At 58.1% G+C, this 14,583-nt stretch carries 12 protein-coding genes; all 12 read left to right on the top strand.

The features are described from left to right. The coding region (locus LZ23_RS20485) for a PD-(D/E)XK nuclease domain-containing protein (RefSeq protein ID WP_045217243.1) at positions 1-279 on the top strand (279 nt) is incomplete at its 5' end. Positions 280-365: 86 nt separating this feature from the next. After that, entirely contained in the window at positions 366-530 is a 165-nt protein-coding gene (locus LZ23_RS25205) for a hypothetical protein (RefSeq protein ID WP_232300555.1), read from the top strand. Between the two features lie 226 nt (positions 531-756). Then, the gene (locus tag LZ23_RS20475) at positions 757-1,185 is read left to right on the top strand and encodes an AAA family ATPase (protein WP_045217211.1); all 429 of its coding nucleotides are present in this window, start codon (positions 757-759) and stop codon (positions 1,183-1,185) included. A 560-nt stretch (positions 1,186-1,745) separates the two neighbouring features. Beyond that, positions 1,746-2,162, top strand: a complete 417-nt coding sequence (locus tag LZ23_RS20470) for a hypothetical protein (protein WP_157493370.1) — start codon at positions 1,746-1,748, stop codon at positions 2,160-2,162. Positions 2,163-2,216: 54 nt separating this feature from the next. Then, the gene (locus tag LZ23_RS20465; RefSeq protein ID WP_045217208.1) at positions 2,217-3,470 is read left to right on the top strand and encodes a sensor histidine kinase; all 1,254 of its coding nucleotides are present in this window, start codon (positions 2,217-2,219) and stop codon (positions 3,468-3,470) included. Beyond that, complete coding sequence (locus tag LZ23_RS20460; protein ID WP_052507576.1) at positions 3,467-3,856, top strand: response regulator; 390 nt, start codon at positions 3,467-3,469, stop codon at positions 3,854-3,856. Before LZ23_RS20465 ends, LZ23_RS20460 begins: the two co-directional genes overlap by 4 nt. 23 nt (positions 3,857-3,879) lie before the next feature. Next, positions 3,880-4,080: a diguanylate cyclase domain-containing protein gene (locus tag LZ23_RS25620; RefSeq protein ID WP_084591168.1), complete on the top strand. Its 201-nt coding sequence runs from the start codon at positions 3,880-3,882 to the stop codon at positions 4,078-4,080. Between the two features lie 51 nt (positions 4,081-4,131). Beyond that, entirely contained in the window at positions 4,132-5,241 is a 1,110-nt protein-coding gene (locus tag LZ23_RS20455; RefSeq protein ID WP_045217207.1) for a response regulator, read from the top strand. A 47-nt stretch (positions 5,242-5,288) separates the two neighbouring features. After that, a complete protein-coding gene (locus LZ23_RS23050) occupies positions 5,289-8,198 on the top strand; it encodes a response regulator (protein WP_052507575.1) in 2,910 nt (969 codons plus the stop codon). Between the two features lie 58 nt (positions 8,199-8,256). Further along, entirely contained in the window at positions 8,257-9,522 is a 1,266-nt protein-coding gene (locus LZ23_RS20445; RefSeq protein ID WP_045217205.1) for an FIST signal transduction protein, read from the top strand. 28 nt (positions 9,523-9,550) lie between these two features. After that, a complete protein-coding gene (locus LZ23_RS20440) occupies positions 9,551-13,333 on the top strand; it encodes a response regulator (RefSeq protein WP_052507574.1) in 3,783 nt (1,260 codons plus the stop codon). Between the two features lie 20 nt (positions 13,334-13,353). Next, positions 13,354-14,208, top strand: coding sequence for a CheR family methyltransferase (locus tag LZ23_RS20435; RefSeq protein ID WP_045217203.1), 855 nt, complete (start codon positions 13,354-13,356; stop codon positions 14,206-14,208). Positions 14,209-14,583: the final 375 nt, after the last annotated feature.

Genomic DNA, 14,583 nt, shown 5'->3' with positions numbered 1-14,583 from the left:
GCCTCGGTTGTGTACTGCTATTTTGCCGCTCTGGGTTTAAATGTTCATCCTGAAGATCCCACCAACAAGGGGCGGCTGGACTTGTCAATCCGTTTTCAGGGGCGGGTATATATCATTGAATTCAAGGTGGTGGAGCTTGCAGGTGAGGGCAAGCCTCTGGAGCAGATTAAAGCCAGAGGATACGCAGAAAAGTATGCAGGTCAGGAAGTTTATCTCATAGGTGTGGAGTTTTCCAGCCAGGACCGGAATATTGTGGGGTTTGAGTGGGAGAAGAATTAGGAATGCCCTGTCCTTTCGGCAAGCCTGCGTGAAAAATTTTTGCACATGGGTTATCTTCGGTTGTCAAACCCATAGGAGGACAACCCATGAGTCATCAGTCATATCCAGCCCCCCGGCAGTCTATTGCAGAAGTTGAGCAGCAATTTGCGCATTGGCGGCAAACCAGAGCACAAAAATCAAAAATACCTGATGAGTTATGGGCAAGCGCTGTAGAGCTCGCCAGACAGCATCCCATACCTCAAGTAGCTTAAACCCTTTGCCTTGATCACAACAGCCTTAAAAAGCGTGTGCTGGCTAAACAAAATGAGAACAACGCCCAGGCAAAGCCTTTTTTTGTGGAGGTTGCTTTAAACTCAGGCCTGCCCCAGACTGAACTGCATATAGAAACTCAGGATAGGACCGGGGCTTTGCTTAAAATGCATATCAAAGGTCCTGGCCTGCCAAATCACCTGGAAATCCTAACCAGGTTCTGGAGCAATGGGTCATGATTCAACTTACGCCCCATATGCGCATCCTTTCGGAGAAGGCTGGCTGCGCGGCATGGACCCGCTTCAGGAAAAAATCGACGAGCTCTTGATCGTTAATCAGCAGCGTCTCGGCGTAGAATTACAGTTTAAGAGCAATTCCGGCCGCTTTGCCGAACTGATGCGCCTGCCCCACGAACAAACCGGCAGGCGGGCCGTGGTGCTCATCGACGAATACGACAAGCCTATTCTGGACAATCTGGAACATCCGGACACGGCCCGGGAGATGCGCGAACAATTGCAGGATCTGTATTCCGCGCTCAAGCCCCAGGACGGGCACATCCAATGCATCTTCATGACCGGGGTGGGCAATCTTTCCAAGGTCAGCCTGCTCAAAGTGGAGCTGGCATCCTGCCGGCTGTTTTTAAAGAAAGCCTGGTAACTTACCGTTTCAAGCCTGTAGAAAAAACACGATTTTTTTAACCTTGCAAAAGCAATGATGCCCAAACTCCTTATTCTTCACCCTTGACCCTTGACCCTTGACCCTTCACCCTTCTTCACCCTTCAGTCTTCGGCCTTTACTCTGAAAAGTACGGTTATCGCCCCAAATTAACTATCCTTGTATAAATTGGGTTGTGGGCATGGCCCGCTTTATTGTCACCAATCTATACACTTTCTTTAATCAGCCAAGGGCTTCTGAACTGCCGAGCTTTACAGAAAATTTACGTTTGTGCCGCCCAAGACAACGTATCCATTTTACCCGCTTCTTTCAATTTCAGCTCAGCTTTCACATGTATACATTTACAGATAATTTCAGCTTCCTGGTGGCATTTTGTTGTAACCAAAAGTGACAAAAGTTTCATGAAATTATTAAAACACAATAATAGCATAAGTGCAAATTATCTATCATAACAGCTATTTACCCTGAACAATTTTACTTGGCATGATAAATGCTTAGCCTGCCACTAATGTACGATAACAGACATGATCAGAGATAATTTTATGAACATACTGATGGCAGGCACTAATGGAGACAATAAATTCTGGAAGGCCATGAGCTTGCTGGAAGAAATGTCCGCGAAACGAGTCACTGTCGCGGACAGAGATTCCCTTTTTCAGGCTCTAAGTACAATTCCAGGCCCGATCATGATTCTTGTTCTTTCCTCGTTCCTCTCGGAAATGCTGACCAGGGAAGAGATTATGAGGATTCACGAGGTTTACAAGGCCCAGATCATTGTAGCAGGAAAGTTTTCGACCTGGCGAGGCGAGCTTAATGCGCGCACCGCCGGAATAGCCTGTTACATCCTGTTGCCGGATGAAGCCCCATCCCTGGCAGAGCAGACCAGACATCTGCTGAATGCCTGCCGCAGGCGTCTGGAAAATCAGCCTGAGGGTTTGTGCGAAAAAAAAATTTCTTGAGATAAGCAAATGACAGTAAATAATCTACCGTTATGATTTTACTGGAAAAAATATATGACAAATGAACTGAATGCCACTGTCATGGTCGTTGACGACACGCTGGAAAACCTGAAGCTGCTGCAGGATCTGCTCGGAGAACAGGGTTACAAAGTCATGGCCTTTCCTCGGGGTGATCGGGCTCTGCAAGCTGCGGCCCGGCATCCGCCGGACCTGATTTTACTGGATATCCGGATGCCTGAGATGGACGGTTACGAGGTCTGCCGCCGGCTCAAGGCCGACGAGCGGTTGCGGGACATTCCGGTGCTGTTCATCAGCGCCATGAACGAGGTGGAGGACAAGGTCCGTGCTTTTGCCCAGGGCGGGGTGGACTATGTGACCAAGCCTTTCTATGCCGATGAAGTCTTGGCCAGGGTGGAGGTACATCTGCGGAATCGAGCTCTGGAGCGCCATCTGCGCAGCTACAACAGCGAACTGCTGCAAAAGCAGGCCCTCCTGGAAGACCGGCTGCTCAACGTGGAAAAAATGAATTCCCTGAGCCGTATCTCCGCTGGAGTGGCCCATGAGATCCTCAACCCGATTAACATCATTTCCCTGGAGCTCAAAATGCTGCTGGGCATGAACGGTCTGTCAAGCAAGATGCGAACCGAACTGGAGGTCTGCATGCGCCATGTCCGAAGGATCATCGCCATTGCCGACAGCCTGCGGCAGTTCTCTCACTCGGGAAAGGAGGTCAAGGAACCCGGCGACATCAATGCCCTCATCGCCCATCTGCTGCAGCTTTACTCCACTCAGATGCTCATTGAGAACGTGAAAGTGGTCACGATCTTGCAGCCGGGACTGCCCCCTGTCCTGATGAACACGAAAAGGATTGAGCAGGTGCTGATCAACATTTTCTCCAATGCCCTATCAGCCATGGATGAGTCAGTAGACAAGGGGATCACCGTTCAGACGGCCGCGGTCAGGGTCGAGGACGATGTCCATGTTCGGCTTACAATTGCCGACAAGGGGCCGGGCATTGACAAGAGAAATCTGCGGAGGGTCTTTGACCCGTTCTTCACCACCAAGGAGCAAGGCAAGGGAACCGGCATGGGCCTCTCCATCGCTCATGGGATCATCAGGGAGCATGGCGGGAGGATCCGGGCCGAGTCCGGTGAACAGGGCGGGGCTGTGTTTAGCATCGACCTGCCAGAGGCCCAGCCCGAACCGGAAGACACCGGAGCGACAGGCCCCGAGAACGTAGTTCCAGATGCGCAAGAGAGCCAGGAATCCACTGAAGCACACTATCCAAGCCAGGGAGGCAAGACATGAAAAATGAAAGGAAAAAAATACTGGTTGTCGACGATGAAAAGGATTTATGTCGAATCCTGAGCAACCTGTTCACATCCGAGGGCGGTTATCAGGTATTGACCGCTTATGATGGAGAAACTGCGATGAGGGCAGCGATCCGGGAGAGGCCTGATTTGATCCTTTTGGATATTGTCATGCCGGGGATGACCGGAGGCGAATTGGCGGAAGAATTACAGGACAACCCGGTGACGGCGTCCATTCCAATCATTTTCATGTCGGCCCTCGTAACCGAAAACGAAGTACAAAATATCGGCTATTGCACCGGCGGCAGAATGATTTGCGCCAAGCCTCTGGTCATGGAAGAGCTGCTTAAACACATTGAGACCGTGCTTATCAAGGGAAATTAGTCAATCACCGGGGGGACCGGGCTTTGCAAGCAGCTGCACCGCAGCAGCACTACGGGAATTCTTTATCCCTGATTCTAACTGGCCTGGACCACTTCAGGAAGATCAACGACACCCGCGGCCATGCCGGCGATGGAGAGGTGCTTCGCCATTTCCCGAAACAATCCATACGGCTGACTTTCGTACCGGGCAAAGGAAGGCGGGAGAGACAAAGTGGATGTGTTTAGAATACAGAACCTCCGGTCCGTGAACGGATCAGGCGAACCAAGGAGAGACTCATGTTGAAAGCTTCGGATGCACCGACCATCATGGTCGTGGACGACACCAGGGCCAATCTGCAGCTCCTGCAGGACATCCTCCAGGCAAAGGGTTACCGCGTCGTAGCCTTTCCCGGGGGGTCGATGGCCTTGAAGGCCGCGGCCAGACGTCCACCGGATCTGTTTCTACTGGACGTGAACATGCCGGAGATGAACGGCTACGAGGTCTGCCGGAGGCTCAAGGCCGAGCCTGAGCTGAAGGACATCCCGGTGCTGTTTGTCAGCGCTCTGAGCGAGACAGCGGACAAGGTCAGGGCTTTTGCCGCCGGCGGGGTGGATTATGTGACCAAGCCCTTCCAGGCTGAGGAGGTACATGCCCGGGTGGACACACACCTGCGGCTGCGTTCACTGCAAAAGACGATGGAAGAACATAACAGGCATCTGGAAGCTCTGGTTCAAGAAAAGGTTCGGGAGATATCCCAGTCCCAATTGGCCACAATTCATGCCCTGTCCGAGCTGATGGAAACCCGTGACTACGAAACCGGAGCCCATATAAACCGGACCCGGATGTATTGCCGCCTGCTGGCCCTGCAGTTGCGCAAAGACTCCCGCTATGTCCAACTGGCCGACGACATGTTCATCGAGAACATCTACCAGGCTGCTCCACTGCACGACATCGGCAAGTTCGGCATAACGGAAAAGATACTGCTTAAGCCAGGCAAACTGACCAGGGAAGAGTTCGAATGCATGAAATCGCACACCACCATTGGTGCGTTGACCCTGAAAAAAGCCTATGCCCGGCACCCAAACAACGATTTTCTGCGCATGGGCATCGCCATTGCCCGCTCCCATCACGAGAAGTGGGACGGCAATGGGTACCCTGACGGCCTTTCCGGCGAGTCCATTCCTCTGAGCGCACGGATAATGGCAGTGGCCGACGTTTACGACGCCCTGCGCTCGAAGCGGCCCTACAAGAGCGCCCTTGCGCATGAACAGTGCGTGAAGATCATCACCGATTCCTCCGGTACCCACTTCGATCCCCGCCTGGTTGTAGCGTTTGAGGCCATAGAGACAGAATTCGCCCGGATGTTCGTGGAAATTACGGAAGAGGGTCAGGCTGAGCAAGCTTAACTGTAATGGCTATAACGAAGCTGCCGGGTTCCGGCCAAGGGAGAGAGATGCGGGAACAGCAAAAAATTCTCATCGTGGACGACAAGCAGGCCAACCTGGTCGCCCTGCGTCAGGTGCTCAGGGATATTCCGGCGGAGGTGCATTCGGCACTGGACGGCAATCGGGCCCTGGCCCTTACACTTGAGCATGATTTTGCCGTGGCCATTCTTGACGTTCAGATGCCGGGCATGGACGGTTATGAGCTGGCCGAAATCCTTCGCGCGGAACGTAGAACCAGTGAGATGCCGATCCTGTTCGTATCCGCGGTTTATACTGACGAATTCCATATCTTCAAGGGGTATGAAGTCGGGGCTGTGGATTTTATGTCCAAGCCCCTGCACCCGGAGTGGCTGTTGAGCAAGGTCCGGGTGTTTCTCGATCTGCACCGTCAACGGGAATACTACCGGACCACCCTGGAAAATCTGGGCGCGAGTCTGGCCGAGACCCAGGACGCCCTGCGGCGGGCCGCGGCAGACGCCCTGCGTCAGCGCACCACAGCCAAACTGATCAGCCGTCTGACCAGCCTTCTGGTGGCTACTCCCTCGGAAGCAGAGCTGGAAGCGGAATTCCTGCAAACTTTTGTGAAAACCACTGGCATGGATCGGGCTCTGCTCCTGCGTCCCGATGCGGAAGGCCGGGCCTTCCTGCCCAGTGCTTCCCTCGGCCTGGAACCAGGGTTGCGGGAAACCCTCCTTGTTCCGGATCAGCCGGTTCCCTTTGTCCACGTCACGCCCGAGACCCCGAATGCTGATTTTCCGGCGCAACTGCGCCGGGCCTTGGGCGTACCGCATCTGCTCTGGTCCCATGACGCCGAGCTGGGCCAGGCCCTGCTCGTGGGCAACGCAGAGGAAAGCGCCCAAACCCGTCCGGCCTTTACACCCGAGGACAAAGTCATCGTGACCAGCGCCTTGCGGGTGCTGGGGCTCATTGACCGGCAGCGCCGCAACAACAGCACCTGGGAAATGCTGCTGACGATTTCCGAAGTTCTGATGCGCTCGACCAACGGGGCGCTGTTCCAGGGCATCCAGACCGCCCTGGAACAGCTCTGCCGCTTCACGGGCGCAGACCGCTGCCATCTCGCGCGGATCTCGGACGAGGGTGGCGTTCCGGACGATTTCCACGAATGGCGTGGCGAGGGCGTCCCCGCGTTCCTGGACCACAACCCAGGGGGGCAACATGATGCGGTTGCCTGGCGGCTGAATTTCCTCGGCAATCTCCGACCGGTTTACGTACACCGGTCCACGACCGATACCGGGGATGTGCCGGGCATGCGGGCTGGGATGGAGGCCGCGGGCATCCAGTCCATACTGCTTCTGCCCCTGTTCGAGGACCAGCGGCTGCTGGGCTTCATCGGCATGGACTGGGTAACCGGCGAGGCGGCCCTGCCTCCGGAACAGGTGCCCCTGCTGCATCTCGGCGCGAACATTGTTTTGAGCGCCCTGCGCATGGAACAGAATCAGAAGCTGCGGCTGGCCTCGGAGCAGGCCGACTTGAAGGCCGAGGCAGCAGAGGCGGCCAGCCGTGCCAAAAGCGAGTTTCTGGCCAACATGAGTCACGAAATCCGGACACCCATGAACGCCATCCTGGGGTTTGCGCAGGTTCTGGAGCAAGATGCGACACTGAACGCCGCCCAGGCCGAACGGGTCCGGATCATCAATCGCAGCGGCAACCATCTCCTCGGTCTAATCAACGACGTATTGGACATGTCCCGGATTGAGGCTGGCAAGGTCCGGCTGACCCCGCATGATTTCAGTCCGAATGACCTGCTGGACGATCTCGAGATCATGTTCCGCCCCCGGCTGGAAGCACGGGGCCTGACCCTGACCGTCCTTCGGGAGTCCGGCCTGCCTGCAAGCCTGCACGCCGACGAGACCAAATTGCGGCAGGTGCTGGTCAATCTCCTGAGCAACGCGCTGAAATTCACCGAGTCGGGCAAAGTGACTCTCGAAGTCCGCCGATCCGCAGCACGCCCGGAGGATCACGAGGACGCAAACCAGATTCGACTGGACTTTGCCGTTCAGGACACCGGCCCAGGCATTACAGCCGAGGACCGGGTGCGAATCTTTGATGCTTTCTACCAGACCCGGTCCGGAGTGGATGCCGGGGGGACCGGTCTGGGGCTGCCCATATGTCGGCGTTACGTGGAGATGATGGGCGGCCGCCTGACCGTGGAGGGCGAGCCGGGACAGGGCAGCGTTTTCCGGTTCGACATCCAGGCGGTGGAGGCTGATCCGGGCCAGACCCCAGCCTCCGGGCGTCGGATTGTCGGGATCGTGTCCGAGTCCGGTCCACGGCGGGTTCTCGTGGTGGACGATGACCCGGAAAATCGCATTCTGATCCATGCCGTGCTCGAGCCTGTGGGGTTTGTCGTCCAGGAGGCCGGTAGCGGCCAGGAGGCCCTGGAGATCATCGACCATCGGGCTCCGGACGCGGTGATCATGGACATCAGAATGCCCGGCATGGACGGACGGGAGGTTATCCGTCAACTGAAGGAGCGCGGCTACAGCCGGGACATGCCGATCATCGCTTCCACGGCCTATGCCTATAACAATGAGCAGGCCGAAATCATGGCCGCGGGCGCCCACGCCTATCTGCGCAAACCCTTCAGGATCGACGAACTGCTCTCCTTGTTGGGCGAGCAACTCAACCTGACATACATTTACGAGGCGGCCCATGAACCCATCACGGAAATCCCTGCCAGTCGGCCCCAAGGCCTCGACGATCTGCCGAAGGACCTGCTCCTGGCCCTGCATGACGCCGCCCAGTCCGGTGACACGGCCCTGCTCAAGGAGCTGATTGCCCGGGTCGCAGAGATCGACGCAGAGACGGCTGACCCGTTGCTGGCCCTGACGAACAACTTTGATCTGGATATTCTTCAACGATGGTTTGGGGTGGCAGAGATGAAGACTGAGGGTTGAACCAACATGGAGAGAAGAAAAACGGGAAGTGCAAAGAGGGACTATTGGAGGGAAACGGATGAAGGATGAAATTGTTGGTCGTGGATCGGTTGGGGAGACGACGCAGCGGCTGGTCGGGGTCGGGTGGAGCAGCGCCGTGGACGCAGGACAGGCAGGAACGGAGGCTGGGAGCGCGGCCCTTTCCACGCTGGGGAGTAGCCGCAAGCCCGGATGGGCCCTGGCTTTTTGCGGCGGGAGGCATGATCCGGAGACGTTTCTGGCAGCTTTACGGCAAGAGCTGGGGGATATTCCCGTGGCCGGAGGTTCGGCGGCGGGCTGCATCACCAATGCCTCGCTGGGATACACGGGATTCGAGTGTGCGGTGGCAGTGTTCGGCACTGACCTGGCCAGGCCGCGGTTCATCCTGGAAACCGGGCTGGATGACAAAATGAAGGAGGTCGGGACCAGGCTGGGGCGACGACTTGCCCGAGAGGCCACGCCAGGCGCCGTGACATTGCTGTTCCTCGACGCGCTCCGTTTTGCCGGCCCACCGCCTCAACCGCATGTCGTCAGCCTGCTCTTAGACGGGATGCATGCTGCTCTTGAGAGCACGGCGCCGGTGCTTATTGGCGCAGGTACGATCACGGACCATCAGTTCAGGGGAGGGTATATCTTTGACGGCAATGGGGTCTGCCGACACGCGGCCTTGGCCATTGTTCTGCCTCCCGGTATAAGTGCATGTACTGACTTGAGTCACGGCTGTGCGCCAATTAGCGGTTTTCACGAAATCACCAGGGCCGAGGGGATTGTCATCCACGAGCTGGATGGGCGACCTACCCTGGAAGTCCTGGGCTCCCTCGGGCTGAAACCTGCCCTGCTTCCCCTGCATGTCGGCCTGAGCCGAAAGATCGGCGACCCCTATGGCCCGGATATGGAATCAGTCTTCGTCAACCGCTTGATTCTCAGTGTGGATCCCGAGACACGGTCCGTCTCTCTTTTCGAGGCCGATTTAAAGCGGGGCGACTGGGTCCAGGTCATGGCCCGGGGAAATGCGGACATGCTGGCGGCCACGCACGACGCGACTGACCGATTGATCCAGAAAGCTGACACGGTTCGTCCGTTTTTCGCGTTGTACGTGGACTGCGCCGGACGGGCCGCCTCCTTTTGCGGCTCTGAAGCCGAGGAGGCCGCAATTGTTCAGGCCACGCTGGGCGATTCTGTACCGCTTCTGGGGTGCTACACCGGGGTGCAGATTGCCTCCATCACGGGGCGCGGCCAGTCCCTGAACAGAGCCGGAGTGTTGACCCTGCTGTCCGCACACGAAAACCCACACCCGCGAAGATAATTACTTCGCAGCTGCCAAGGAGGCCTTGATGTTCAGCATTTTTACCAGAAAACACACCGAGCCAGTGGTCCAAAACGATGTGGAACGGCTTATCGCTGCGTCGCCCACCGCGCTGATCTACATGAATCCGGACAGGGTGGTGACCCACATCAGCGATGCGGCCCTTACCCTGCTGGGAGCCCGGCGGGAGGACGTGCTCGGCAGGGTGCGCTGCCATGAGCTGTGCCGGACGCCCATCTGCGATACATCCGACTGCCCGATGTCCAGGATTGCCGCTGCCACCAATCGCCTGGAGGACCAGACCGTGGTCCAGACCGAGGTCCAGACTGCATCCGGACGCAGGATTCCGGTGACCGTCGGTTTCTCGGTTCTCCGGGGCGACAGCGGGGAAATCATGGGTTATATAGAACATTTGTTGGATAAATCGACCCTGATGGCGACGATCCAGGACATCGAGAGGCTCATCGAGGCCGCTGCCCTGGGCCAACTGGACCAGAGGGCCGACGAGAGCAAGGTCTCCGGGGAGTTCAAGACCGTTTTCACAAAATTGAACGTGCTCCTGGACAACCTGATCATGCCTCTTGATGTGGCCACCGAGGCCCTGGGGCGCATAGCAGAAGGAGATCTGCCCGAAAAGATCACCGGTGAATATCACGGCAGGTTCAACACCATCGCGACAAGCCTGAACCAGGCCGTCGTAACCCTGGGACATGCCGCTGACCATGCCCATGCCATTGCCGAGGGCGACTACGACCGCGACTATCCGCCATGTTCGGACAAGGACAGGCTGGGCGCGGCCCTGCAAAAAATGACCGCGTCCCTGCGGGATAACCGGGACCGCAACGACCGCCAGGAATGGCTCCAGGAGGGCCTGAAACGCTTGAACGAGGTCGTGCTTGGAGAACAGGATCTGCAAGTGTTGGCGGATAACGTGATTTCCGAGGCCGCGACCAGGATCAACGCCCAAATTGGCGCGCTGTACATCTCGTCCGAGGAGGCCGGGAAGCCAGAGCTTCGTCTGTTGGGCACGTACGCCTATGCCAGGCGCAAAGGTCTTTCCAATGTTTTCCTGCCCGGGGAGGGCCTGGTGGGACAGGCCGCCCTGGAGCGCAAGCAAATTCTGGTCTCCAACGTGCCCGATGACTACGTATATGTGGTTTCCGGGTTGGGAGAGACTCCGCCCAGGCATATCTGCGTGATCCCCTTCATGTATGAGGGCAGGTTGATGGGGGTGCTGGAGGTCGGCCTGATGGCCGCTCCGGGGGAGCGGGATCTGGCCTACCTGGAGATGATCGTCGGGCCCCTGGCTGCGGCTTTCGAGATGACCCGCAGCCAAACCCTGCTCCAGCGGCAACAGACCGAGATGCTGACCTATACCGAGGAACTGCGCTCCCAGGCCGCGGCACTGCAAGAATCCGAGACACTACTCAAGGAGCAGAAGGAGGAACTGAACTCGGCCAATTCCGAGCTGCAGGCCCAGATGGAGAGGGTCAAGGAATCCGAAGAGCGGCTCAAGGAACAGCAGGCTGAGCTGGAAGAAGCCAACACTGAGCTGCAGGCCCAGATGGAGAAAGCCAGGGAATCCGAGGAGCGGCTCAAGGAGCAGCAGGCGGAGATGGAGAACGTTAATGTGCATCTTGAGGAAAAAAACACCCTGCTTGAGCGCCAGAAGCGGGAGACCGAACAGGCGCGGTTAGACATGGCCAGGCAGGCCGAGGATTTGGCCCGGGCCAGCAGATACAAATCCGAGTTCCTGGCCAACATGTCCCACGAGCTGCGCACTCCCCTGAACAGCCTGCTCCTGCTGGCCCGCGCTCTCCGGGACAATGCCCAAGGCAACCTGACCGAGGATCAGGTGGAGTCGGCCGGGGTGATTTATGACAGCGGCAACGACCTGTTGAACCTTATCAACGACATTCTGGATCTTTCCAAGATCGAGGCCGGCCGGATGGACGTGCGCCTGGAAGAGATGTCCGTGTCCGATCTGGCCCAGTCCGTGCGGACCCAATTCGGACACATGGCCGCCGGACAGGGGCTTGAGCTGGATGTGCGGCTGGAGGAGGACGCTCCGGAGGTGATCGTCACCGACCCCCAGCGGCTGGGGCAGATCATCAAGAACCTGATGGGCAACGCCCTGAAGTTTACGGAAAAGGGACGGATCAGCGTGGTTTTCAGCCGACAGGAAACCATGCCGGGCGGCGCGCCCGGCGAAACGTCGGTTGACCCGGGCATCCCGGAGCCCGGGAGTTTCCTGGTCGTACAGGTCCGGGATACGGGCATCGGCATCCCCAGGGACAAGCAGGATGAGATGTTCGAGGCCTTCCGGCAGGCCGAAGCCGGCGACAATCGGCAGTATGGCGGCTCCGGGCTGGGCCTGACCATCTCCCGCGAACTTGCGACACTGATCGGAGGCGAGATTTCCCTGGAAAGCGAGCCCGGGGCCGGCTCCACGTTCACGCTGGTGCTGCCGCGGCATTTCACCGGGAACAGGGAGGAACGGCCTGGAGGCTCTCCCGGCGTGTCGCGACCGGCCCGGTCGGAAGGGGCTGGGGCAAAACCGCCGTCCCCGATCATGGAACAGTCCCGTCCCGTCCCCCGAAGCACCCCGGTTCCGGACGACCGCGATAATCTGGAACAGGGCGAGCGGTGCATTCTCCTGGTGGAGGACGATCCGCGGTTTGCCAAGATTCTCAGGGATCATGTCCGCGCCCGCGGCTTCAAGTGCCTGGTCGCCATGACCGGCGAGGAAGGCTTGGAAATGGCCGGCCGCCACCACCCCGTGGGCATCATCCTGGACATTCAACTGCCCCGGATGGACGGCTGGACCGTGCTCGGCGAACTCAAGCAGGACATGGACCTGCGCCATATCCCCGTGCACATCGTCTCCGTGGTGGAGCGCTCCACCGTCGGTCTGCGCCTGGGTGCCGTGGGCCATGCGGTCAAGCCGCTGCAGGCTGAAACTATCGACATGGTCCTGGATGAGCTTGAGCGGGCCGCCAGCCGACGCGATAAGCGCGTCCTGGTGGTGGACGACGACGAGATCATGAGCCGGGAGGTGGTGGAGCTGATCGGCAACGACAACGTGACCAGCACGGTGGCCAAGACCGGAAGCGAGGCCCTGGAAGCCCTGCGCAGGGGCGGGTTCGACCTGGTTGTGCTGGACCTGGGCCTGCCGGACATCCAGGGGCTGAACGTCCTGCGCACCCTGTCCGCCGAAGGCGTGGCCCTGCCCCCGGTCATCGTGAACACGGCCCGGGAGCTGACCGTGGAAGAAGAGCAGGCCCTGCGCAACTATTCAGACTCCATCATCGTCAAGGACGTTCGCTCCCAGGAACGACTCATCGACGAGGTGACCCTGTTCCTGCACCGGGTGGTCCAGGATCTGCCCAGGGATACCCGCCGGGTAATCGAGCACCTGCACGAGTCCGACGAACCGCTGCGCGGCAGGAAAGTTCTCCTGGTGGAGGACGACATGCGCACCTTGTTCGCCATGAGCCGCCTGCTGGCCGAGCACGGGATGGAGCCAGTCAAGGCGGACAACGGGGTCAAGGCCCTGGCCGTTCTGGATGAGCAACCGGATGTGGATATCGTGCTCATGGACATGATGATGCCGGTCATGGACGGCTATGAGGCCATGCGTCGCATCCGGGCCCAGGAGCGGTTCGCCGGACTGCCGGTGATCGCCCTCACGGCCAAGGCCATGAAAGAGGACCGCGCTGCGTGCATCGCCGCTGGCGCCAACGACTACCTGGCCAAGCCCGTGGACCCGGAGCGCCTGGCTTCCCTGATGCGCGTCTGGCTGAGCCGGTAAACGATCAAGGAGAGGACATCATGTCCGAAACAACGAACGAAGTGCGCGGCATTGAGATCGCCCTGCTCCTGGAGGGCATTTACCGTCGCTATGGGTACGATTTCCGGGACTATGCGCGATGCAGCATTCAGCGGAGACTTGAGCAGTTCCTGGAGCAAAGCAGCTGTTCCACCTTTTCCGAGGTCACTTCCAGGGTCTTGCGCGACGTGGCCTTTTTCCACGGCCTGCTGCCGTACTTTTCGGTCTCGTTCACCTCGCTGTTCCGCGAACCTTCCGTGTTCCGAGCCCTGCGGGACGAGATTCTGCCGGTTCTACGTACCTGGCCGTATTTCAAAATATGGCACGCCGGGTGCGCTACAGGAGAAGAAGTTTATTCCCTGGCCATCCTGCTCAGAGAGGCCGGCCTGCTGGAACGGGCCACCATCTTTGCCACGGACATCAGCCGACCAGCCTTGGATACGGCCCGGGAGGGCGTCTATTCCTTAGAAGCGATCCGCCGGGGCGGCGCCGCGTACCAGGAGGCCGGGGGACAAGGCTCCCTGTCGGAACACTACCATGCCAGGTACAACGCGGCCGTGATGGCCCCCGCGCTACGCAGGAAGATCACCTTTGCCCGCCATAATCTGGCCATGGACAGTTCCTTCGGGGAAATGCAGCTCATACTGTGCCGCAACGTGTTGATCTACTTCAACCAGGAACTCCATCAACGCACCCTGGAACTGTTCTGGGAGAGCCTGGACCGGGGGGGCTTCCTCTGCCTGGGCGACAAGGAAAGCCTGGGCTTTTCCGCGGCGGACAGTCTGTTCACGGAAGTGAACGCCATGGCCAGGATATATAAAAAAGCGCCACCCGCGGTGGAAAGGACCAGCCTGTAAGTGTACCGGTTTAGACTCCAACGATTAGTTTATGGAAAGCGAGCAGTGCAACCAGGTACTCAGATTGTCGGACACCCAAAATGCATCTATCTGAATTTCCGTCAAACCGTTTGAATCTCGAAGTAATGATTGATGAGCGACTGACGAGACGGCTGTGGCGGACCGGCTGGCTTGGCAGCTGGCCGCAACCCAATCAAAAGCAAAGAATACTCAATCAGCAACTAAGGCAATATTCTGGCCCTGTAGAGGTCTTCTAAGTAACTGGAATCGTATTGCCAATAAAATCAGACGGTTACAATTCTCATATTTTTACGATTTTTGCTTATGATTGATGCACATTTGCCTGAAAAATTCCGTCAAAGATGGGAACTTTGC

The organism is Desulfonatronovibrio magnus (assembly GCF_000934755.1).
In the GTDB taxonomy this organism is placed as follows: domain Bacteria; phylum Desulfobacterota; class Desulfovibrionia; order Desulfovibrionales; family Desulfonatronovibrionaceae; genus Desulfonatronovibrio; species Desulfonatronovibrio magnus.
This window is presented reverse-complemented; position numbering and strand designations above follow the sequence as displayed.